This is a genomic window from Streptococcus iniae (assembly GCF_030732225.1).
GTDB lineage: Bacteria > Bacillota > Bacilli > Lactobacillales > Streptococcaceae > Streptococcus > Streptococcus iniae.
Map to the genome: position 1 here is coordinate 1,046,651 of NZ_CP132230.1, position 22,782 is coordinate 1,069,432.

The 22,782-nt window shown below is 35.3% G+C and carries 23 protein-coding genes; 7 read left to right on the forward strand and 16 right to left on the reverse strand.

Features of this window, described 5'->3' with window-relative positions:
* Positions 1 to 336, forward strand: a complete 336-nt coding sequence (locus Q9317_RS05215) for a DUF5655 domain-containing protein (RefSeq protein WP_003099619.1) — start codon at positions 1 to 3, stop codon at positions 334 to 336.
* 88 nt (positions 337 to 424) lie between these two features.
* Here Q9317_RS05215 and xerS read toward each other — a convergent pair whose 3' ends face one another.
* Both xerS and Q9317_RS05225 read right to left on the reverse strand, forming a co-directional pair.
* Positions 425 to 1,495, reverse strand: coding sequence for a tyrosine recombinase XerS (xerS, locus tag Q9317_RS05220; RefSeq protein ID WP_003099620.1), 1,071 nt, complete (start codon positions 1,493 to 1,495; stop codon positions 425 to 427).
* 213 nt (positions 1,496 to 1,708) lie between these two features.
* Entirely contained in the window at positions 1,709 to 2,011 is a 303-nt protein-coding gene (locus Q9317_RS05225; protein WP_305981610.1) for a hypothetical protein, read from the reverse strand.
* A gap of 130 nt (positions 2,012 to 2,141) precedes the next feature.
* Between Q9317_RS05225 and Q9317_RS05230 the strand changes: the two genes are divergently transcribed.
* Positions 2,142 to 3,253 (forward strand): IS3-like element IS981 family transposase gene (locus tag Q9317_RS05230; protein ID WP_089180045.1). Its coding sequence is split into 2 segments (ribosomal slippage): positions 2,142 to 2,358 and positions 2,358 to 3,253, totalling 1,113 coding nucleotides; the frame shifts between segments, so codons are not numbered across the junction.
* Between the two features lie 51 nt (positions 3,254 to 3,304).
* Here Q9317_RS05230 and Q9317_RS05235 read toward each other — a convergent pair.
* From Q9317_RS05235 to Q9317_RS05255, 5 genes are all read right to left on the reverse strand, one after another.
* The gene (locus Q9317_RS05235; protein WP_305981611.1) at positions 3,305 to 3,559 is read right to left on the reverse strand and encodes a hypothetical protein; all 255 of its coding nucleotides are present in this window, start codon (positions 3,557 to 3,559) and stop codon (positions 3,305 to 3,307) included.
* Positions 3,560 to 3,575: 16 nt separating this feature from the next.
* Positions 3,576 to 5,081 carry a serine/threonine-protein kinase gene (locus tag Q9317_RS05240; RefSeq protein WP_037583453.1) on the reverse strand — a complete coding sequence of 502 codons (1,506 nt, stop codon included), beginning with the start codon at positions 5,079 to 5,081 and terminating at the stop codon, positions 3,576 to 3,578.
* Between the two features lie 13 nt (positions 5,082 to 5,094).
* Positions 5,095 to 5,589, reverse strand: a complete 495-nt coding sequence (locus tag Q9317_RS05245; protein WP_230453496.1) for a hypothetical protein — start codon at positions 5,587 to 5,589, stop codon at positions 5,095 to 5,097.
* Positions 5,590 to 5,925: 336 nt separating this feature from the next.
* A protein-coding gene (locus tag Q9317_RS05250) for an IS3 family transposase (RefSeq protein WP_089180041.1) occupies positions 5,926 to 7,031 on the reverse strand; the annotation gives its coding sequence in 2 pieces (ribosomal slippage) (positions 5,926 to 6,755 and positions 6,755 to 7,031; 1,107 coding nt in all).
* Positions 7,032 to 7,096: 65 nt separating this feature from the next.
* Positions 7,097 to 8,178, reverse strand: a protein-coding gene (locus Q9317_RS05255) for an IS3-like element IS981 family transposase (RefSeq protein WP_305981612.1) whose coding sequence is annotated in 2 segments (ribosomal slippage) — positions 7,097 to 7,962 and positions 7,962 to 8,178 — 1,083 coding nt in all. Because the reading frame shifts where the segments join, the coding sequence is not laid out codon by codon here.
* Positions 8,179 to 8,248: 70 nt separating this feature from the next.
* On the opposite strand from Q9317_RS05255, the gene Q9317_RS05260 reads away from it, so the two are divergent.
* Both Q9317_RS05260 and Q9317_RS05265 read left to right on the forward strand, forming a co-directional pair.
* Positions 8,249 to 9,354, forward strand: a protein-coding gene (locus Q9317_RS05260; RefSeq protein WP_089180041.1) for an IS3 family transposase whose coding sequence is annotated in 2 segments (ribosomal slippage) — positions 8,249 to 8,525 and positions 8,525 to 9,354 — 1,107 coding nt in all. Because the reading frame shifts where the segments join, the coding sequence is not laid out codon by codon here.
* Between the two features lie 913 nt (positions 9,355 to 10,267).
* Positions 10,268 to 11,500, forward strand: coding sequence for a peptidoglycan bridge formation glycyltransferase FemA/FemB family protein (locus tag Q9317_RS05265; protein ID WP_003099625.1), 1,233 nt, complete (start codon positions 10,268 to 10,270; stop codon positions 11,498 to 11,500).
* Positions 11,501 to 11,524: 24 nt separating this feature from the next.
* On the opposite strand, the gene Q9317_RS05270 is transcribed toward Q9317_RS05265, so the two are convergent.
* From Q9317_RS05270 to Q9317_RS05285, 4 genes are all read right to left on the reverse strand, one after another.
* On the reverse strand, positions 11,525 to 11,962 hold the full coding sequence (locus Q9317_RS05270) for a threonine/serine exporter family protein (RefSeq protein WP_003099626.1): 438 nt from the start codon (positions 11,960 to 11,962) through the stop codon (positions 11,525 to 11,527).
* Positions 11,953 to 12,735 carry a threonine/serine exporter family protein gene (locus Q9317_RS05275; protein WP_003099627.1) on the reverse strand — a complete coding sequence of 261 codons (783 nt, stop codon included), beginning with the start codon at positions 12,733 to 12,735 and terminating at the stop codon, positions 11,953 to 11,955. Before Q9317_RS05275 ends, Q9317_RS05270 begins: the two co-directional genes overlap by 10 nt.
* Positions 12,736 to 12,921: 186 nt before the next feature.
* Positions 12,922 to 13,344, reverse strand: coding sequence for a cupin domain-containing protein (locus Q9317_RS05280; RefSeq protein WP_003099628.1), 423 nt, complete (start codon positions 13,342 to 13,344; stop codon positions 12,922 to 12,924).
* Between the two features lie 123 nt (positions 13,345 to 13,467).
* The gene (locus Q9317_RS05285) at positions 13,468 to 14,496 is read right to left on the reverse strand and encodes a Gfo/Idh/MocA family oxidoreductase (RefSeq protein ID WP_003099629.1); all 1,029 of its coding nucleotides are present in this window, start codon (positions 14,494 to 14,496) and stop codon (positions 13,468 to 13,470) included.
* A 170-nt stretch (positions 14,497 to 14,666) separates the two neighbouring features.
* Between Q9317_RS05285 and Q9317_RS05290 the strand changes: the two genes are divergently transcribed.
* Entirely contained in the window at positions 14,667 to 15,359 is a 693-nt protein-coding gene (locus Q9317_RS05290) for a LexA family transcriptional regulator (protein WP_003099630.1), read from the forward strand.
* Between the two features lie 81 nt (positions 15,360 to 15,440).
* On the forward strand, positions 15,441 to 15,701 hold the full coding sequence (locus Q9317_RS05300; RefSeq protein WP_003099631.1) for a DUF5960 family protein: 261 nt from the start codon (positions 15,441 to 15,443) through the stop codon (positions 15,699 to 15,701).
* Positions 15,702 to 15,763: 62 nt separating this feature from the next.
* Here Q9317_RS05300 and ffh read toward each other — a convergent pair whose 3' ends face one another.
* The 5 genes from ffh to Q9317_RS05325 form a co-directional block, all read right to left on the reverse strand.
* Positions 15,764 to 17,335 carry a signal recognition particle protein gene (ffh, locus tag Q9317_RS05305; RefSeq protein WP_003099632.1) on the reverse strand — a complete coding sequence of 524 codons (1,572 nt, stop codon included), beginning with the start codon at positions 17,333 to 17,335 and terminating at the stop codon, positions 15,764 to 15,766.
* A gap of 11 nt (positions 17,336 to 17,346) precedes the next feature.
* Positions 17,347 to 17,679 (reverse strand): putative DNA-binding protein, encoded by a 333-nt coding sequence (locus Q9317_RS05310; RefSeq protein WP_016356006.1) that lies wholly within the window; start codon positions 17,677 to 17,679, stop codon positions 17,347 to 17,349.
* Between the two features lie 104 nt (positions 17,680 to 17,783).
* Positions 17,784 to 18,482, reverse strand: coding sequence for a GntR family transcriptional regulator (locus Q9317_RS05315; RefSeq protein ID WP_003099634.1), 699 nt, complete (start codon positions 18,480 to 18,482; stop codon positions 17,784 to 17,786).
* Positions 18,483 to 18,558: 76 nt separating this feature from the next.
* The gene (locus tag Q9317_RS05320; protein ID WP_003099635.1) at positions 18,559 to 19,761 is read right to left on the reverse strand and encodes a hypothetical protein; all 1,203 of its coding nucleotides are present in this window, start codon (positions 19,759 to 19,761) and stop codon (positions 18,559 to 18,561) included.
* Positions 19,762 to 19,910: 149 nt separating this feature from the next.
* Positions 19,911 to 20,864: an IS30 family transposase gene (locus Q9317_RS05325; protein ID WP_003098612.1), complete on the reverse strand. Its 954-nt coding sequence runs from the start codon at positions 20,862 to 20,864 to the stop codon at positions 19,911 to 19,913.
* 221 nt (positions 20,865 to 21,085) lie between these two features.
* On the opposite strand from Q9317_RS05325, the gene guaA reads away from it, so the two are divergent.
* Positions 21,086 to 22,648, forward strand: coding sequence for a glutamine-hydrolyzing GMP synthase (gene guaA, locus Q9317_RS05330; protein ID WP_003099636.1), 1,563 nt, complete (start codon positions 21,086 to 21,088; stop codon positions 22,646 to 22,648).
* Positions 22,649 to 22,782 lie beyond the last annotated feature (134 nt).

Sequence of the window (22,782 nt, forward strand, 5' to 3'; positions counted from 1 at the left end):
ATGGAAGAGTTTCAATGTCTTTTTGATAAAAAAGAGGAAAATGTTAAGGCAATAACAGAAGAAATTTTGGAAATTCTTCATCAATTTGGGCACTATCACATTGAAATCAAAAAGACCAGCCTTCATATTGTCAAAGAAAAAGCTTTTTTGGGTATTCATCCTAAAAAGAAATGGGTTGACATTAATATTGTTAGCAATAGAGCAATCTCTCATCATTTGATAACCAAAGTTGATCAGGTTTCTAAAAACAGATACCATAATAATCTTCGCTTATCATCATTAAATGATATTGATAAAGCTGTTATAGAACTACTTAAAATAACCTATGAAAGATAGGATTTAATAGAAACCCATATCATTTTGATATGGGTTTTATGTTATAAGATATTTCTCAAATAATAATTTACATAATTATATTTATGTATTATAATTTATCTAAAGCATTTTTTTGTTCATCGTTAACAATATGAGTATAGAGATCGGTAACTTGTGTTGAGGCATGTCCGAGTTGATGACTAACTAATACTTGTGATTTTGTGGCATCATATAACCTAGTTGCTAGAGTATGCCGTAATTTATGGGGAGTTACCCGAATTTTAAAATCTTGTGAGTATTTTGCCACCATTTTTTCGATACTTGAAGCGTCAATTCGATTAGGGACACCTCGATATTCTGTTAAAAAGAAAGCGACATCTTGCTTTTCAGCCTTATAGCGATTTTTGCGGATGCTTAAATAATTTTCCAAATATGGCTTAGCAAAACTAGCTACGTTAACAGAATCGCGTTTACCACCTTTACGTGTGACTTCGATGACCATCATTTTAAGATTAACATCTTTTAAATCAAGATTAACAGCTTCTGACAGACGCACACCAGAGGCTAGAAGTAGTGCAATGATAGCTAAATCACGTTCTTTATTTTTTCGGAAAGATGATTTAGCACGATTTGAGAGACTATTTTCATAGTCACAGTCAACATATTCCAAAAATTCCATGGTTTCATCACCTAAAAAGAGTTTTTGTTTGATGTTTTCAGCTCTGGAAGCTAAGGTTTCTTTTTTCTTTTTAGTGGACACCTTTTTCATGACGTTCCGGTAGAAATAGGGTTCGCCATTGTCATTTTCGACTTCCTCGGTTAAATAGTTATATAAACTGGATAAGGCTGACAAGGTGCGGTTAATGGTGGTCTGTGATAAGCCTTCTTTTGTTGAATAAGTATTAAGAGAGGGTCTTTCACGTAAATAGAGAACAAAAGCCTCCATATCTTTTTTAGTGAGATTTTCTAAAGTGTCAAGATCGATATTAGCAATCTTTCTAGCTTTTGAAATGTCAGAATCGATTAACCAATCAAAAAAGCGTTTATATTCTTTAAGGTATTCGTATAAGGTTGTAAAACTATAAGGGACAGATAATTTAGATTGGTAATATTCTAATACAAACCAGGGCATTATCTGTTTGTATTGGTCAATTTTTTCAAGTAGCAATTCACGTCTCATCTTGTTAATAAGTTCCTTTTGAATCTTTTTGTTTGTGTAACTTGTTCTTAATAGTAGTATATCACACCCTTGTATATTTTTCAAGAAAATTACAGTTTTTCGGAAAGTTTCCTAGACATCTTTCCGAAAAATAACAAAAATTTTTTTAAAGTACATTTTCGTTAAATATTTCAATTATACATTTTTATTGATTTTACTATTCAAAAACATGGCTTATGGATTGGAATCAATGATTTTTTGGTAAAAGCCATATTCAATCACTGTAAAGTGACAGAATACTTCAGCACATTCAATTAGAATAGGGTTTAGTTCTTCCCTAGGGGATAAACCAACTGAAAATCTAAACCTATCATCTCCAGCAGATTTATCTGTCCAAAAAGCTTGATGAAAAGCGGTTTCTGATAAATGAACATAACCTGATGATTTATTATAAATTTCTTCAATCTCAGGATAATACTCTGAAATTCTTTTCTTAAGATGAAAATCAGTCATCATTTTATTTTGATTATCTTTCATTTTCCTGATTGTTTTACCGCTTAAAGTCTCTTTAATAAATGTTCTTCTATCCTCTGATATAAAGGCAGCGAATGATGTTATCCTTAAATCTTAGAGTCACTATTGTATAATTTAGACAAAGGACAAAAACATGAAAAAACGCTACTCAAAAGAATTTAAAGAAACCCTTATCGCCTTCTATCATTCTGGTCAATCCGTCACCCAGCTGTCTAAAGAATACGACGTGGCCCCTGCAACAATTTATAAATGGATAGACCTCTACTCTAAATCTAATGAAAGCTCCGTCTCTAAAGCTGATTTTCTAGAATTAAAAAGACAACTGGCTAAAGTTAAGGAAGAACGAGACATCTTAAAAAAAGTATTGACCATATTCGCCGAGAAAAAGAAGTGAGTGCTGCGGATATGGCTCAAACCATACAAACTTTAGCACTCAATGTCAGACTAAGCTGTCAACTCCTTGATGTTCCTGAATCAAGTTATTATGAACGGATTAACCGACATCCATCTAAAACTCAATTAAGGAGACAATACCTGTCACTCAAAATTTCTCAACTCTTCAATGCTAACCGAGGAATCTATGGTGCTCCTAAAATTCATCATCTTCTATTTAAACAAGGGGAAAAAGTCGGGTTAAAACTGGTACAGAAGCTAATGAAGCAACTTCAACTCAAGTCTGTAGTCATTAAGAAATTTAAGCCTGGATACTCACTAAGTGATCACATCAATCGAAAAAATCTCATACAGACTGAACCTACAAAGAAAAATAAGGTTTGGTCAACCGACATTACTTATATTCCTACTCAACAAGGATGGGCTTATCTCTCAACCATTATGGATCGTTATACTAAAAAAGTCATTGCTTGGGATTTGGGCAAGCGAATGACTGTAGAATTAGTGCAAAGAACTTTAAATAAGGCCATTAAATCACAAGACTATCCAGAAGCTGTTATTCTTCATTCTGACCAAGGAAGCCAGTATACGAGTCTAGAGTATGAAGAGTTGCTTAAGTATTATGGGATGACTCACTCTTTCAGTCGAAGGGGATACCCTTATCATAATGCCAGTCTTGAATCTTGGCATGGACATTTAAAAAGAGAGTGGGTGTATCAATTTAAATATAAGAACTTTGAAGAAGCCTATCAGAGTATTTTCTGGTACATCGAAGCCTTTTATAATTCAAAACGAATCCATCAAAGTTTAGGGTATCTTACACCTAATCAATTTGAAAAGGTAAGTGCTTAAAATAAATAGATTAAAATTCTACGTTTGTTACTCTAAAAACTTGACTTAACCTCAGAAGACTCTCATAAGGTTATCAAGCTGTGTTCGCACTAAAATTCCTGCACAGGCCAGATTTCTCGTTCTTAATAATTCTATTATTCCATCAATAAATTGAACGCGTCTGTTAAGCGCGGAAATAAAAAACATATCATCTTCAGTAAAATTTTCACCAACAATACCTGCAGTTATACTCTTTGATTCTTCTCGATAACCTCTTAATTTATTGAAATAAGTCTCTATTTCATTGAAATATTCATCATTTGTCATTACATTTCCTCCTGAACTATCTTTCTAACATAGATTCAATCAGTGGTTCTATTCCTTCGTCAATCAAGCTATCTATCATGTGTTGTGCGCTAAACCGACCAGCTGTATAAGCTACATATTTTAAAATCCTTGCAGCAACTTCATTAACAGTAAATGGGAAATCCCCTCTTAAAACACGATAAGAAATGGTGGCAAAAGGGTCTGCATCTTCGAACTGCTTCAAATATTGCTCGTAGTTAGAATGAATCATCTGAATGATATAATTTGCATGTGTATCATCTAACCTCATAAAGATCATTAAGCATTCAATAAAAACATTACTTTTTTTGATACAAGCTTGACATAGCTCTTTTGCTGACATTTCATAAATATAGTTTTCTATATCATCATCAAAAACACCTTGGTCAATTTTTTCCCATATCGTTTTCTTGAAAGTCTCGTCGCTTCTAATGCTCAACCATGAATTTAACGCATTCAACATTTCAGTAGCGTCTTGATACCTATAATCAGGTTCTAAATTCGTGGCTTTTTCACTAACAGAACGAAGCGAATGAGAAAAAATATAAGGATTTTTTGTCATAACAAAATTGATAATACGTCCAAGTGAATATACATCACTCCGTTTATCTGCGTCTTTTAAAAGCGTTAGTTGCTCTGGTGCACAATAAAAGAGTTGACCAAAGGAAGATGTGTCCATTGTTTGATGAGATGTCAAAGTATTTAGGTTTTTTCCTAAACCAAAATCAGCAATCTTAATTATCCCATTCACAAAGAAAACATTGGTCGGACTTAAGTCTCTATGCAGAACATCTCTTTGATGGACAAGAGACATAGTATGAAGTATTTGCCGCAATATATTGAACTTAGAATCCTCTGTGAGCTCACTTTCTTCAATGTAGTCAGCCAATGTATAATCGGCTTTTTCCATTGTGTATGAACAATTACTACTATCAAAATCAAATACTCGGATAATACTCCCAATATCTGAACAAGATTTAGTTATTTCGTACTCTCTCTTTAAACGACTTCTCAACGATTGGCGTCTGATAGATTTCTCGTTCAGTTTTTTTAACACCAATCCTGTAGATTTTTGGAAATAAATGTCAGCGAAGCCTCCCTTTCCAATCTCAACTAAATCTAAATCAATTTCCACTAAATAAAACTCATTTCCTCTTTTTGAGAGTTTTAAATAATAAATGGAACAAATTTTATCTAACTCATTTATTATTTTCTGCTGATGCTCTAAAGCATCCACTTCATTTATCTGACGCTCCGTTAAAAGATATTGTTTGCTGAGTATAAGATTGAAAAATGAAGTGATAATGCCTCTAGAGGAAAAGTCCAACAGCTTGTCATTAACATACATCCACCTTGTAGGAAAACCTTGCCCATAACTATCTTGAGCATTGAAATGTGTATTGAAAAATGATACTAGCTGGGGTCCTGATTTATAAGTAAACAGCTCCATCTCATCCCCACAAAATATTGTTGCTAGTCTTTTGTAAAATTCTGGATTGACCAATAGCCGTTCCTCCTTATAGATGGTAATTCCTTAATTTAATAAATGTAGGCAGTGACACACAATCTATTTTCTCAATTAAACATAAGGTGTCGTCCTGAATAGAAAAAATATAAAATCTTTCTTGAAATAAAGTTACAAAATAGGTCTCAAACTCTTTCATTTTTAAACTCCGATAAGCAAACAGTGAATTAAAATCATAGTTTAGTGCACTAATAATTATATCGTCTAAATTTTCTGTTTCAAGACAATCTTCCAATTCAAATGTGTAAGGAAAAAATAGCATTATATTCTTCCTTTTTTCAAGTATGTCCAACACAGTAATAATGTCTTTTTCAATACCATGCTTTCTGCTGTTTTGAAAGTCTTCTTTTAATTGGATCAATTCTGCCACATTTCTTGTTCGAAATGCTACATGAATGTGAGTGGCTTTAATTTCGCCAGTCTTCTTTTTACTCTCAGTAATAGCTGTTATACCGTTCCCAAAGTTACTAATACCATGAGAAAACAAACTGCTAGCTTGTAGTCTAGTACTAGAGGATAATAACTTAAAGTCTATTTCGTAATCTTTTGATATGGCATCACACTGACCATGACTTTCGTCCACTGGTTTAGAAAAGTAAGATTTGCCTTTTTCAATAAAATGAGACGATTTATTAAGTAACTCTAGTAAGTAGTTTTCATAATTACAATCTGCTTCTCCAATAACAAATGAGGTTAAGTCAAGTTTTTAGAGTAACAAACGTAGAATTTTAATCTATTTATTTTAAGCACTTACCTTTTCAAATTGATTAGGTGTAAGTGAAAAGGCAACAGTTTTCTGTACAAGATTTATAAAGTGTTTTTATTAGACCGTTAATCTTTTGGTCATGGGCGTCTGATAGTTTAGACTACCATGAATGCGGTGGTGATTCCACCAGTGGACATAGTCCTTGGTTTTAAGGGCCAATTCTTCTAGCGTCTGGAAAGTTTCCTGGTGGACAAATTCTATTTTGAAAGCGCGATAGGTGCTCTCAGCTACGGCATTGTCGTAAGGACAACCTGCTTGACTAAGTGAGCGTTTGATATCAAAGGCTGTAAGCACATCATCTATCAAGGCATTGTCGAACTCTTTTCCTCTGTCCGAATGGAATATCTTGACCTTGGTCAGAGCGTAAGGAATACTCTGAATCGCTTGTTTCACCAGCTCTGCTGTCTTGTGCCAACCAACCGATAAGCCAATGATTTCACGGTTGTAGAGGTCCATAATGAAACAAACATAAGCCCAGCCATTACCGACACGAACGTAGGTTAAGTCTGTCACTAAAGCTTTTAGAGGCTTTTCTTGATGAAATTGTCTGGCTAAGTGATTAGGAATAGCTACCTCATTCTTACCTTTTGAATGTGGCTTGAAGACTGCTTTCTGATAAACAGATACTAAGTTGAGTCTGTGCATGATGCGACGAATCCGACGACGAGACCGCTGGATACCTTCATTTTCCAAACATTTCTTGATTTTCCTAGCACCGTATCTGGCCTTACTTTCGAGAAAAATAGCTTTGATATTTTCTTCAAGTTCCGCTTCAGAGACTGGTTTAACAGTCTTGTAGTAATAGCTAGAACGAGGAATGTTCAACCAACGACACATAGCTGAAATGCTATATTTATCCTTATTAGCAGTGATTACTTCTCTTTTCGTGCCATAATCACTGCCGCTTGCTTTAGGATATCTAGCTGCATTTCGAGTTCTTTATTGCGTTTTCGGAGTTCAATCAGTTCACGCTGTTCATCTGTCAGATTATCAATCGTTTTAAATGACCCAGTTGTTTTTGCCTGACGAACCCACTTATCGAAGGTTGATGGGGTTAACTCATATTCTTTGATAAGCTCACTTCGTTTCATCCCTGCATGGTGAAGGTCAACGATTTGTTGCTTAAAGTCATCAGTGAAGTGGCGACGTATTTTTCTAGACATCATATTCTCCTATTTTCTTTAGTGTAGAACACTTTATAAATTCTGTCTAGTTTAGTGTAACCGATTCAAAGATACCCTAAACTTTGATGGATTCGTTTTGAATTATAAAAGGCTTCGATGTACCAGAAAATACTCTGATAGGCTTCTTCAAAGTTCTTATATTTAAATTGATACACCCACTCTCTTTTTAAATGTCCATGCCAAGATTCAAGACTGGCATTATGATAAGGGTATCCCCTTCGACTGAAAGAGTGAGTCATCCCATAATACTTAAGCAACTCTTCATACTCTAGACTCGTATACTGGCTTCCTTGGTCAGAATGAAGAATAACAGCTTCTGGATAGTCTTGTGATTTAATGGCCTTATTTAAAGTTCTTTGCACTAATTCTACAGTCATTCGCTTGCCCAAATCCCAAGCAATGACTTTTTTAGTATAACGATCCATAATGGTTGAGAGATAAGCCCATCCTTGTTGAGTAGGAATATAAGTAATGTCGGTTGACCAAACCTTATTTTTCTTTGTAGGTTCAGTCTGTATGAGATTTTTTCGATTGATGTGATCACTTAGTGAGTATCCAGGCTTAAATTTCTTAATGACTACAGACTTGAGTTGAAGTTGCTTCATTAGCTTCTGTACCAGTTTTAACCCGACTTTTTCCCCTTGTTTAAATAGAAGATGATGAATTTTAGGAGCACCATAGATTCCTCGGTTAGCATTGAAGAGTTGAGAAATTTTGAGTGACAGGTATTGTCTCCTTAATTGAGTTTTAGATGGATGTCGGTTAATCCGTTCATAATAACTTGATTCAGGAACATCAAGGAGTTGACAGCTTAGTCTGACATTGAGTGCTAAAGTTTGTATGGTTTGAGCCATATCCGCAGCACTCACTTCTTTTTCTCGGCGAATATGGTCAATACTTTTTTTAAGATGTCTCGTTCTTCCTTAACTTTAGCCAGTTGTCTTTTTAATTCTAGAAAATCAGCTTTAGAGACGGAGCTTTCATTAGATTTAGAGTAGAGGTCTATCCATTTATAAATTGTTGCAGGGGCCACGTCGTATTCTTTAGACAGCTGGGTGACGGATTGACCAGAATGATAGAAGGCGATAAGGGTTTCTTTAAATTCTTTTGAGTAGCGTTTTTTCATGTTGAATCGGTTACACTAAACTAGACAGAATTTATAAAGTGTTCTACACTAAAGAAAATAGGAGAATATGATGTCTAGAAAAATACGTCGCCACTTCACTGATGACTTTAAGCAACAAATCGTTGACCTTCACCATGCAGGGATGAAACGAAGTGAGCTTATCAAAGAATATGAGTTAACCCCATCAACCTTCGATAAGTGGGTTCGTCAGGCAAAAACAACTGGGTCATTTAAAACGATTGATAATCTGACAGATGAACAGCGTGAACTGATTGAACTCCGAAAACGCAATAAAGAACTCGAAATGCAGCTAGATATCCTAAAGCAAGCGGCAGTGATTATGGCACGAAAAGAGAAGTAATCACTGCTAATAAGGATAAATATAGCATTTCAGCTATGTGTCGTTGGTTGAACATTCCTCGTTCTAGCTATTACTACAAGACTGTTAAACCAGTCTCTGAAGCGGAACTTGAAGAAAATATCAAAGCTATTTTTCTCGAAAGTAAGGCCAGATACGGTGCTAGGAAAATCAAGAAATGTTTGGAAAATGAAGGTATCCAGCGGTCTCGTCGTCGGATTCGTCGCATCATGCACAGACTCAACTTAGTATCTGTTTATCAGAAAGCAGTCTTCAAGCCACATTCAAAAGGTAAGAATGAGGTAGCTATTCCTAATCACTTAGCCAGACAATTTCATCAAGAAAAGCCTCTAAAAGCTTTAGTGACAGACTTAACCTACGTTCGTGTCGGTAATGGCTGGGCTTATGTTTGTTTCATTATGGACCTCTACAACCGTGAAATCATTGGCTTATCGGTTGGTTGGCACAAGACAGCAGAGCTGGTGAAACAAGCGATTCAGAGTATTCCTTACGCTCTGACCAAGGTCAAGATATTCCATTCGGACAGAGGAAAAGAGTTCGACAATGCCTTGATAGATGATGTGCTTACAGCCTTTGATATCAAACGCTCACTTAGTCAAGCAGGTTGTCCTTACGACAATGCCGTAGCTGAGAGCACCTATCGCGCTTTCAAAATAGAATTTGTCCACCAGGAAACTTTCCAGACGCTAGAAGAATTGGCCCTTAAAACCAAGGACTATGTCCACTGGTGGAATCACCACCGCATTCATGGTAGTCTAAACTATCAGACGCCCATGACCAAAAGATTAACGGTCTAATAAAAACACTTTATAAATCTTGTACAGAAAACTGTTGCCTTTTCACATGTTTTTGTCCTTTGTCTAAATTATACAATAGTGACTCTAAGATTTAAGGATAACATCAAAAATCCTTAATGATGGTAGCAGGAGGTAATAGTTTAAATCTTATTCGAGAATCAATATTTGGGTTTAAATCATCACTCATCAAAAATCTCCTTCAAATAATTATACCACCAACGTTAAAAAAGAATGTAACCATTAGGTTACAGCAGCCTACTGACTAATATGTTCAATTTAATTATTTAAAAATATACAATTGACCTTACTTCCTCTCCTCTATTTTCTACCTCATTTTGTACAATTGAATTTCTACCATAACTACAATATCCTCATCTAATTCTGTACTTTATTAGTGTCTAAAATAAAGTACAAAACAAAAACAAAGTACACTTTTTAAAGAATGTACTTTATGTATCTATCTCAGGTATATCAAGGCTTTAAGTACTCTTTGGTATAAAGTACATAAATTTTTAGTTTTAACTATTTTTATGAGTCCTTATAACATCTAGTGTTCAATTTTATCCTACTGATGGTGATAAGGTATTTGTTTTTTAGTTGTGACAAGGTTGATACTACTACCAGATTTTAAAGGCTATTCTTTTAGGTTTTGCTCTAGCTTTTGTTGGAAATTGTGATAAGTAACAGTCAAACGTTGGTTTAAAATAGCAAAAATCAAGAGGCTATAATTTATTTTTATTAAAAAACAAAAAATACCATTGACATATTAGAAATACATATGTAATATAATTGTAACATTAAGAAATGTAAATGTAACTTCATAAACTTTTAGAGCTCTTGTGCTTTAAAAATAAGGGTTTTGGGGTATTGTCGTTTGTTTTTTATTGTAAAAAAATTTTAGGATGCTAATAATATGGAAATCATAAGTGTTGGAAAGAGTGAATTTTTGGCATGCCAAGAAAACTTTGTGACATCAAACTTTTTGCAGTCGTATCAAATTTTTGAATTGCAAGATGATCGAGGTCATTTCGATTTGGTAGAGTCTGTTGTGTTTGTAAAAGATAATAGTATTGTTGGTTTAGCAATTATTGATTATAGAAAGAAATGTTATTTTTTCAAAGAAGCTTTGCTGATTCAAGGTCCAGTTTTGGATTATGATAATACTGAGTTGCTTAGTGAGGCCATTTGGGCTCTTGAGAAGCATGTTCTAAGTCGTAAGGCTTGCCGTTTGATGTGTCACCCTTATTTAAAGCGTTTACGGCTAAATGAAAATTTACAAGAGATTGGACAAGTGGAAAATGAAGCTACCAGGTCTCTTTTTCTTAAGAAAGGCTACTGCCACTCTTTTGATCCTGAATTTTTAATGAATGGTATGGCGCAAGCTTTTATTAAGGATTTGTCGTTGTATGACAATAGCCAGGCTATTTCAAAAAATTATGCTACTGCTCTTTGCCGGAATATCAAAAAATACAAGGAATCATGTGTCAAGGTTCGAGAATTGACAAAGGATGAGATTCCAATCTTTTATGATATTTTACTGAAAACATCTGATCGAAAACAATTTTCTGTACAAGATATAGACTTTTTTTACAAAATGAAAGAGGTTTTTCAGGAACAAGCAAAGTTTATGATGGCTTACTTAGATACAGAAGCTTACTTGTCCTACCTAAATGAGAATTGTGATCGGTTGCAACTTGAAATAGAGTCCTTATTGCTGAAGGATGATTCAAAAAAACGTAATACTGCCATAAAAAATGCTCAGCAGCAATTGACAAGTTTTCAAAAAAGACGAGATGAGTACAACAGTATGTTTATTTCAGAAGCTTTCTTACCTTTGTCTTCTTATCTATTTATTGAATATGGTGATGAATTAATTAGTTATGCTGGCGGTAATTTGGAAGACTATCTCATTTTTGGTGGCGCAACACTTATTAATGCTCATATGATTGCTTATGCCAAAAATAATGCCATAAAATACTTTAATTTTGGTGGGACCATTGAAACCTCTAAAAGCAAGCAAGGAATAGGGAATTTTAAATTTAAAAAACAATTTGGTGGGGAACTTGTTCAGTTTTTAGGTAGTTTTACGAAATCACTTAATACTACTGGCAAGTTACTGACTTTTTATGATAGGTATTTTTCCTAAAAGAAAAATCCAGAAAAAAGTTTTCTAGATTTTTTGATTTTTGAGGTGATTATAAATTTCTAAAAAGGAGTCTACTAAATAAACCGATAATGCTATTGCTCCAGATACCATCATGGATTCAATAAAATTTTTGCCGGCTAAATGACTATTCCCTTGAATATAGTAATAGGCTATTTTATAAACGCCTGCTCCAGGTACCAAAGGGAAATAACTTGGGATATAAAAAATGGTCACTGGAGCTTTTAATAGTCTAGCAGCAATCTGTGATAATAAGGCAATAACAATGCCACCACACAGTGTAGCTACAGCAATATCTGTTTTTAAGGAAGTTAGGAGATAAACCATATAACCTAATGCTCCAATAGCTCCTGTTTGAAAAACTAAATGACGTGGAATGCCTAGAATGACACCTGATGTTGCTGTCGCCACATAGGCTCCTAAGATTTGTAATATCATGCCCATGAGATAATCCCCTTTGCAATAAATAGTCCTAAGGCCACTCCTACTCCCAAGCTAATAGCGATAATTAAGGCTTCAACAATCTTAGTAATCCCAGCGCCATAGTCTCCTTTAAAGGAATCGCGAAAACCATTGGTAAATGCTGTACCAGGAAAAAGTGGCATTAATACAGAAATAACAACGATATCAAATGAAGGCCGGCTATTTCCTAATACATGGATAATCAGAGGAATTACAGTTGCTACCATTAGTGTGGCTACTGTTCCAAAAATAAAGTCGTTTAGTTGTAATAGATTTTTTAAGCGATAAGAAAACAATAGCAGCAAAGCTGCAATCAGTGATAAAATGATTTCACTGACATTGCCTCCTAATAAGATTGCAAATGATAATACCAATAATACGGTTGATAGTGAAACTAGATGCACTGAGTAATCACTTGCTTTAATGTTAAGTAAGGCATCATGAGCCTTTTCAATGGTGATTTTTCCAGAAGTTAAATCTCTAGAAATCTGATTGACAGTGTGAATTTTTCTCAGATTGGTATTGCGTTCTTTAATACGCTTAATAAGGGTGATGGGTTCGTCTAAATCTGGTCCATCAAGTGTAATAAATAAGCCAGTTGTATTAGCAAAAACTTCTCTAACAGGTTGATGGCTAACTTCCAAAATGCGTGAAACAGTATTTTCGACACGATAGCATTCAGCATTTGACTCTAACATGGTAATACCAGCCAAGGTTGCTACTTTGACCACATATTTATTGTATTTTTCTGTCATATTTTTAATTTTACCTAAGGATTCAATTCTAAAATTACTGGTGTGTTGGCAGTTGACAATTTATATAAGCCACATAGCTCACTAACCTAGTATATCATTTATTTACTTATTTGAAGTTATTGCGTTAATTTTTTTATAAAAAAATATAAAGAGACACATATCCAAAAGTGATATGTGTCTCTTTTATTAGTGTTCATTAGGGTCATTATGAGCATCTTCATGCGTTTTATGAATGGTTCCAGGAAGGTGATCAGGTCCGGCATAGATAGAATAAATTTTGAGTGGTGTGTCACCAATATTTGTTACATTATGCCAAGAATCGGCTGGTACTAGAATAACATCGTCATCAGTGACTTCTTTTTCGAATGTTAAGTTATCCTCAGCATCACCCATTTGGCATAACCCTTTACCTTCTTCAATACGAAGAAATTGGTCAATCCCCATGTGGACTTCCAAACCAATATCGTCACCAGGTTGGATGGACATCAATGTCACTTGAAGTTTATCACCAGTCCAGATTGTTGTTCTGTAATTGTCATTTTCTTTGGTGTAATCTTCAATATTAACAACGTATTTTTCTTTTCCGTGGTCCTTATAATCAAATGTCATTTCTTAAGCCTCCTTGTTTCTTAATTAGATTTATTCTAATTAAATCTATACTTAAGTTATACCATAAAAACGTTTTCCAAGCAAAGCAAAAGCTTCCTTTCCTTAAAAAATGACTTTAACCTTTTATTTAGTGGCTCCTGTCATTTGACGAATGCCCTCTTCAATGATTTCTATTTGTCGAATAGTTTCTTCGTCCTTAACAATCTTTTCTTTGCCCATAACAATAGTGTCGTAAACAGCTTGATACATACGAGCATAGCTACCGATTTCTGAAACGACCTTCTCCTCATGATAGATACCTTTATCGTCAATATAGGTCAGCACACCATAGTGTTCAGGGTTGTCTTGTCCAAAATCAGGATTAGAAGGCATGTAAAAGTGTTTAAGGTCTTCTTCTTGACGGTCTTTACTTTGTTTAACAAACATGCCTTTTTTGCCATAAACCACAAAACTAGGACGTTCTTTAATTCTAAAATAACTTGATTTAATAGAAACTTTAGTTGCGCCGTAGTAAAAATCAAGGTCGAAATAATCATTCATGCGACCTATACCTAATAGCTGACGCACATCATAATGAATATGTTCTGGCATGCCGAAATATGAAATTACTTGGTCAATGGTATGGCATGCATGTCCATAGAGATAACTTGTATTAATAGTGAATGTCTTTGTAGTTTCAGGGATTTCTGGACGGAAATAGTCGAAATGCATTTCTAGTTCAAGAACATCTCCTAAAACACCACTCTCAATAACTTTTTGAACAGTTAAAAAGTCTGAATCAAAGCGACGATTTTGATAAGCTTGAAGAAACAGCCCTTTTTTCTTTGCTAAGGCAAAAAGGTCACGTGCTTCTTCAGCTGTTTCTGTGAATGGCTTTTCAACAAGCGTGTTTTTACCTGCTTCTAAACATTGCTTAGCAAGACTATAATGAGCGGATGGAGGAACAGATAAAACTACTAGTTGTATATCGGGGTCCTCTAGAATCTCTTCGATTTTATTGGTATAATAAACCCCTTCTAAAGGTTCCCATAGGCCCTGATTAAGGCTTGGAGCGTAGATGGACTTTATTTTGATGTCTTTAATTTCTTTTACAAAAGGGATATGGTAACGGTTTGCACTTTTACCATTGCCAATATAAGCAATTGTTAACATAAACTCTCCTTATTAAGTGAATCATAACTGATTGTTATATGATTCATATCATACGACGAATAAAGAGAATTGTCAAAAATCTTCATATTATTTTGAAAAAAACTTGAAATTGAAAATCAAGTTTGTTATACTTTATGTAAAGTTATAACTTTACATAAAGGAGAGTGTTTATGTTTTCAGGTAAACAATTAAAAAAAATACGACAAGAGAAAAAAATGAGTCAAGAAAAACTAGGTAATCACCTAGAAGTTAACAAAATGACCATTTCGAATTGGGAAAAAGGAAAAAACAGTCCAAACCAAAAACACCTTAGTGCTTTGGTAAAACTATTTTCTGTCTCAGAAGATTACTTTGATTCGGAGCATCAGATTTTAATGCCATATAAACAATTAACGATAGGAAATAAGGAAAAAGTGATTCATTATTCTAAAAAGTTGTTAGCAAGTCAAGAAAAGATTGTCAGTCTACCTAAAGAGAACAAGAAACTTTATGCTTACCGCGTCTATGAAAGTTTATCAGCTGGTACTGGATTTTCTTACTTTGGAGATGGAAATTATGATGAGGTTTTTTATGATGAGCAATTAGACTACGATTTTGCCTCGTGGGTATTTGGAGATTCGATGGAGCCAACTTATCTTAATGGTGAGGTTGTCTTAATCAGGCAAGAAAACTTTGACTATGATGGGGCTATCTATGCAGTTGAATGGGATGGTCAAACTTATATCAAAAAAGTTTATCGCGAGGAAGACGGCTTACGCCTGGTATCCTTAAATAAAAAATACTCTGATAAATTTGCTCCTTTTGATGAAGACCCTAGAATCATTGGAAAAATCATTGCTAACTTTATGCCTCTAGAGGTTTAAAATGTCTCTTATTGATTATTCGCGCGAACCAGAATCGGACATTGATTTTGTAGATATGAAATTCTTTTATGCAAGTGTAGAGTGTCTCGAGCGTGGATTGAATCCTTTGACCACTTCCGCTACTCTGCTTTAGAAACACCGCTAACGTTTTTAACAGATGATATTTTATTAACAATGTGTAAATCTCAAAAAAACTATTTTAAACTAAACAAAGAAAATGCCTTAGATAATAAAGAGCACTATTTCTTGTTTGCTCCTTGTCCAAGCCCTGATAATCCTAATGTAATGGTTTATCAATACCAAAAGTCTAGCAATGAGTATAAAAATGAAGAAAACTGCTAATTATTGTTTTAGCAGTTTTCTTCATTTAGTAGAAAAAATAGATTTCCGAATTCTATCGTCATTTATTTACGCTTTTTCTTAGCTTTTTTAATTTTATTGACTTGTCGTTTCATGGCATGTTTCATGGCAAATTCTCCAACTTTACCTTTGAGGCCACCGCCAAACAGTTGACTCATGTCCATATCACCACCTAGGGAAGATAAATCAGGCATACCGCCTTGTCCCATCATTCCTTCAAGAGCAGACATATCAGGCATGCCACCATTCATATTTGGCATGTTTTTAGGAAGGTTGTTTGGGTTGATTCCCATTTGCTTCATTGCTTTATTCATATCTCCAGACATCATGCCTTGCATCATTGCTTTAGCTTGGTTAAAGTCCTTGATGAATTTATTAACCTCTACAAAGCTATTTCCAGATCCAGCAGCAATACGTCGTCTACGGCTAGGGGTTAATAAGTCAGGATTTTCACGTTCAGCTTTTGTCATTGATGAAACAATGGCACGCTTACGAGCAATTTGTTTATCATCAACCTTAATATTTGCAAGTGCTGGATTTCCAGCCATACCAGGAATCATTTTTAAGAGATCTTCCATTGGTCCCATATTTTGCACTTGGTCCAATTGGTCAATAAAATCATTGAAATCAAAGGTGTTTTCACGCATTTTTTCTGCGAGTTCCATTGATTTTTGTTGGTCGTACTCTTGGCTAGCTTTTTCAATCAGTGTTAAAAGGTCACCCATTCCCAAAATACGACTAGACATACGGTCTGGGTGGAAAGTTTCGATATCAGTGATTTTTTCACCGGTACCTGTAAATTTAATAGGTTTTCCAGTAATTTCACGGATAGAAAGAGCTGCACCACCACGGCTATCACCGTCAATTTTAGTAAGAACAACCCCAGTGATGTTTAATTGTTTGTTGAATTCATCAGCAACATTGGCAGCTTCTTGACCAATCATGCTATCAACCACAAGGAGGATTTCATTTGGATTAGCTAGAGCCTTAACGTCACGAAGTTCCCCCATGAGAGCTTCATCAATTTGTAAACGGCCTGCTGTATCAATTAAAACATAGTCATTACGGTTATCACGCGCAAGTTCTAAACCTTTTGTAACAATTTCAATAGCAGAGTGGTCTGTTCCCATATCAAAGACAGGGACATTGATTTGTTGCCCCAGTGTTTTTAATTGATCAATGGCTGCTGGACGGTAGATATCTGCAGCAATCATCAAAGGACGTGCATCTTCTTCTTTGATTAATTTATTGGCTAATTTACCAGCAAAAGTTGTTTTACCAGCACCTTGCAAACCAACCATCATGATAATGGTTGGGATTTTTGGTGATTTCTCAATTTCAGCTGTTTCAGATCCCAGAATCCCAGTTAATTCTTCATTAACAATCTTAACAATTTGTTGTGTTGGATCAAGCGTGTCAATGATTTCATGTCCTACTGCTCGTTCTCGGACTCGTTTAATAAAGGTTTTAACAACTGGTAAGGCGACGTCTGCTTCTAGTAAGGCAAGTCGAATTTCTTTTGTGACTTCTTGAACGTCTTGTTCAGATAATTTTTTCTTCCCGCGAATAGTTTTAAAAACGCCTTGTAAACGTTGGGTTAAGCTTTCAAAAGCCATAAGGTACTCCTTTAATCTCTGTTATCAATTTGGGTTAGGGTGGAAATCTGCTCTTGTATAAAGGCATCGTCAGAATACCTTTTTGCCAGTGCGTCAAAAATTTCACTGCGTACGATATAATCGGAATACATATGAAGTTTCATCTCATAGGTTTCTAAAATCTTTTCAGTTCGTTTAATATTATCGTAGACAGCTTGTCGGCTAACGCCGTATTCTTCAGCAATTTCGGCTAAGCTGTAATCATCAGCATAATAGAGTTCGATGTAGTTCATTTGTTTATCGGTTAAGAGAGCTGCGTAGAACTCAAATAGCGCGTTCATCCGGTTTGTTTTTTCAATTTCCATAGTCTTCATTTTACCATATAAATCAAGATATTAACAATAGTAAATCAAGATAGCAATTGGTTAAAGTAAAAGAAGAGCTTATTTTAAACTCTTCCTTATTACTGTTAATTATTCTCAAGATAAAATTCAAATCGGTCTCCGACATACTGACTGCGTACATATTCAAAGGGATTTCCATTCGTAAAGTAAGAAACTTGTGTTAAAGCTAAAATAGCATGTCCACGCGAGACCGCTAAATAATTTGCAACGCGTTCACTTGCTGTTTTGGCATATATGGTTTGGCGGCTTTTGCCGATTTCATATCCATTAGCAACCATGGTTTTAAAGAAATGCTCGGTGATATCTTGTCTTTTGACATTTGTAATGTATTTTTCGGGGATTGAGGCTACTTCGTAGACCAAAGGGAGTTTATCGGCATAACGAACACGTTCCATACGAATGACATAGTCTGTTTTTTGAAGGTTGAGTTCTTTGATTTCAGTGTCTGATGCCAATTGTTTTTGATAGGATAATAATTTTGACGAGGGGGTTTTTCCTTGGGAATGAACAATTTCTGTAAAACTTGTCGTTCCACGCATTTTTTCTTGAACACGGTGACTAGCCACATAGGTTCCACTCCCTATTCTTCTTTCTAAAATCCCTTCTTCTACTAATAAGGTAACAGCTTGGCGTAGCGTCATCCGGCTAACTTGAAAGTGTTCGGAGAGGTCTCTTTCACTGGGCAGTCTGTCACCGATGGGCCACACACCATTGTCAATATCTTTTTTGATTGCATCATGAATTTTTATATAGGCTGGTAACATTAGTGACAACTCCTTGATTATGAATGTAGTTTTATTTTATCATAATTAAGGCTAAAACAATACCGGTTCAATAACATCATTTGCTAAAAAAATTATGGCTGGCACTAATAGATGAATTAGGAGAAAAATGGATAGGAGACATGAGCCAATTATTGCTCTTAAATAAGGAAACAAGACTTGAAACAAAACGATTATGTGTAATCATAATTTTCCTGGCATCTGAAGAATGCTGCCCAATAGATGCCCCGTAAGCCTTTATAATGCCGTGTTTATCAACATAAGGCAGAAAGGCATTGTTTGTTACTTTGATGTTTTGACAAAGGTGGCGAGTGCTGTTATTGCTTTCATAATGTGGATCAATTGCTTTTATAAGGCCGGCATCCCACATCCCAGTTTTTTCTGCAGCATCAAATTGAATGGCTTCGGAATAGAAATCGTGTGAAGCTTTACTGAAATCAAGATGGGAAATATTAATGAGTTCAGGAGCATAACCGATAAATTGATTTTTTTCAAAGATAGAATTTTGAACTGAACCTAAGTCAAAAATATGACTGCTTTTTTTGTGAACCATGGTAAAGCGATTTTTGAAGACATGCCAGTTATTGCCGTGGTCTGCCATAATCATAAAATGACTTCCTTTGCTGAGGTCTTTTGCTACAAAATCAATGCCTGTGATAGTGAGGTTTTGAACCCCATCTTCAGGGTTAGGACCTGTTGCAAGACCAAACCAATAAGCAGTATCATCAATTTCTAAACTTGTTTTGTGTCCAACAATTGAAGTGTTTGAAGGCAAGAGCATGTAGTCTTTGTTTGGGCTTGGACTACCAATTGTGAATTCCCCTTCAGGTAGAGCAAGAACAGTATTTGGATGAGCTGTTGCATACTTAAAAGATTCGTTTAAAATGTGATTGTTTTCAGCAGCGCTATTAGATGTTTTTAGCTTAACAAGATGAGCCTTTTGTAATTCTGATTCAGGAACTTGAGTCAGTTCAACGTTGTCGTCTATTTTGAGATCATATGAAAATGTCTGTTTGTTTTTTTTGAAAATCCGATTGGTAATGATAGCTGCTTTATTTTTATATTTTGAAACTCTTTTTTTAAGAGAATGAACTTGAACAATTTCTCCCCTTTTAAAACGTGCTCTTTGCTGTTCTTGTTTATGCTCAAAAACCTTGATATAGTTTTTAGGATTTGTCAGGTGTAAAGGAATACTAAAAAGTGAAAAAGAAAATAGTAAGACGATTAAGGCTCGCATAAGAGGGGGCTTTTTCTTTAGCATGGTTAGGACTCCTTTCTTAAAAACGAGGCTTATTCTCGTCTTATTTTTAATCTTAGTATAAGAATAGTTTACTAAAAATTCTTAAAGTAAACTTAAGAAAGGGCGAATAAGAAGACGCTTTACCTTTAACGCTAAATTTCAAGTCCAAGTTAGCCAGCGGTTAAAAACTCTTTAGGAGATTTGTAGTCTAATATTTTCTTAGGATAGTTGTTTATCCAATTTTCAATGAATGCGACCTCTCTTTGGGTCGTTTTCTTTGTTCCTTTAGGTAACCATCTTCTGATCAGTCTGTTATGGTTCTCATTCGTTCCCCTTTCCCAGGAAGCGTAGGGATGTGCGTAGTAGATATCTTCTTTTGGAAAGACAAGAGAAAGTCTGTTGAATTCAGTTCCGTTATCAGCTGTAATAGAGTGAATAGGGTGAGTCTTTACTATACTTTCTAAGGCATGATTGACCGACTGAGCAGACTTATCCGGAATGAGTCTGATAATCTGGTGACGACTACGGCGGTCTGTTAGAGTTAGTAGACATTCATTCTTAGCCCTTGTTAGAATAACCGTATCAATTTCATAATGCCCATTTTCAAGTCTACGATTAATCGCATCAGGTCTTTTCTCAATGGATTGACCAGCAGGTTTGAAACGAGGGCTAGCCTTCTTTGATTTTCCCTTTCTTTTCCTTGGATACAAGATGTGATCAGAATGGATGCCAAGGTGTCCGTTATGAATCCAATAATAGATGGTTGAAACAGGAACAGCTATACCTTTCGACTTCACCATCATTTCAGGTGAAAAGTTCTGCCTCATATAGTGCAGAATCCTCTCTTTCGTATCTTTATCCAAGCCAATAGAACGAATAGAATTTCGTCGTTTATTCTCATAGCTAGCTTGAGCGTAGTCAGCTTGATAAATCATTTCAAATTTACCTTTACGAATTTGTTGTCTGACAAGTCCTCGTTTAACCTCATTATGAATGGTTTGAGGCGCTTTACCTAGCAAGTTAGCGATAGCTCTATTGGACTTTCCTTCTGACTTCCATTTCTCGATGAAGTAACGCTCAGCTATTGTCAAATGTTTTCCTTTTGGTGTATAATGTTCATGCATCTCAAAGTGTCCTATCTTGTGTTTGTGGTGAACTACAAGTATATCTCTTTGAGATGTTTTTTCATACCCTCAGATGGCTAACTTCATTTTAGAACTTTCTGCTTTACCTTTAACATCAATTTTTGAGGGATGACTCATTTAGTGGTGCCAATTTTTTAAAATTGTGCTACAATGGGAAAGAAACTATTAACCCAAAGGTTAAAGTATAGGAAAGGATTACAATGACTGAAATTGCAATTTTGAAAGATATTCAAAAGATTATCGTTCTTGATTATGGGAGTCAATACAATCAGTTGATTGCTAGACGCATTCGTGAGTTTGGTGTTTTCTCTGAATTGAAAAGCCATAAGATTACTGCTGAGGAACTTCGTGAAATCAACCCAATTGGTATCGTTTTATCTGGTGGACCAAATTCTGTTTACGCTGATGATGCCTTTAGCATCGATCCAGAAATCTTTGAATTAGGGATTCCAATTCTTGGTATCTGTTATGGTATGCAACTGATTACACATAAACTAGGTGGTAAAGTGGTTCCTGCAGGTCAGGCTGGTAACCGTGAGTATGGACAATCAACGCTTCGCCTTCGTCAAGAATCAAAATTATTTGCTGGAACACCTGAAGAGCAATTAGTATTGATGAGTCATGGTGATGCTGTTACTGAAATTCCAGAAGGTTTCCACTTGGTCGGTGATTCAAGTGATTGCCCTTATGCTGCTATGGAAAATTCAGAAAAGAACTTCTACGGCATCCAATTCCACCCAGAAGTAAGGCATTCTGTTTACGGAAATGACATTCTAAAAAACTTCGCAGTTACTATTTGTGGTGCGCGTGGTGATTGGTCAATGGATAATTTCATTGATATGCAAATTGAAAACATTCGTAAACAAGTTGGTGATCGTAAAGTATTGCTAGGTTTATCTGGTGGAGTTGATTCATCTGTCGTTGGTGTTCTTTTGCAAAAAGCTATTGGTGATCAATTAACATGTATTTTTGTTGACCATGGTCTTCTTCGTAAAAATGAGGGTGATCAGGTTATGGGAATGCTTGGTGGAAAATTTGGATTGCATATTATCCGTGTTGATGCTGCAAAACGTTTCCTTGATTTATTGGATAATGTTGAAGATCCTGAGAAAAAACGTAAAATTATTGGTAATGAGTTTGTTTATGTTTTTGATGATGAAGCAAGCAAATTAAAAGGAGTTGATTTCTTAGCACAAGGAACACTCTATACTGACATTATTGAATCTGGTACAGAAACTGCTCAAACCATTAAATCACACCACAACGTTGGTGGGCTTCCAGAAGATATGCAGTTCCAACTTATTGAACCTTTAAACACACTCTTTAAAGACGAAGTTCGTGAGTTAGGTATCGCATTAGGCATGCCAGAAGAAATTGTATGGCGTCAACCATTCCCTGGACCAGGTCTTGCTATCCGAGTTATGGGAGCCATTACTGAAGAAAAACTGGAGACAGTACGTGAGTCAGATGCCATCCTTCGTGAAGAAATTGCTAAGGCTGGTTTAGACCGTGATGTATGGCAGTATTTCACTGTAAATACTGGGGTACGTTCGGTTGGTGTTATGGGTGATGGTCGTACTTATGACTACACTATCGCTATTCGTGCTATCACTTCAATTGATGGTATGACTGCAGATTTTGCACAATTGCCATGGGATGTTCTTAAGAAAATTTCAGTTCGTATCGTTAATGAAGTTGATCACGTTAACCGCATTGTCTACGATATTACAAGTAAACCACCAGCAACAGTTGAGTGGGAATAAATTAGTCTATTAAACTTATTTATTTTTAGACGTAATCATTAGTTAAAGAAGCCAACTGGCTTCTTTTTTAGAATCAAAACATGACGGTTTTATTCTTAAGTTTTATTTAAGGGTTTGTTTTTATACTATAGTCA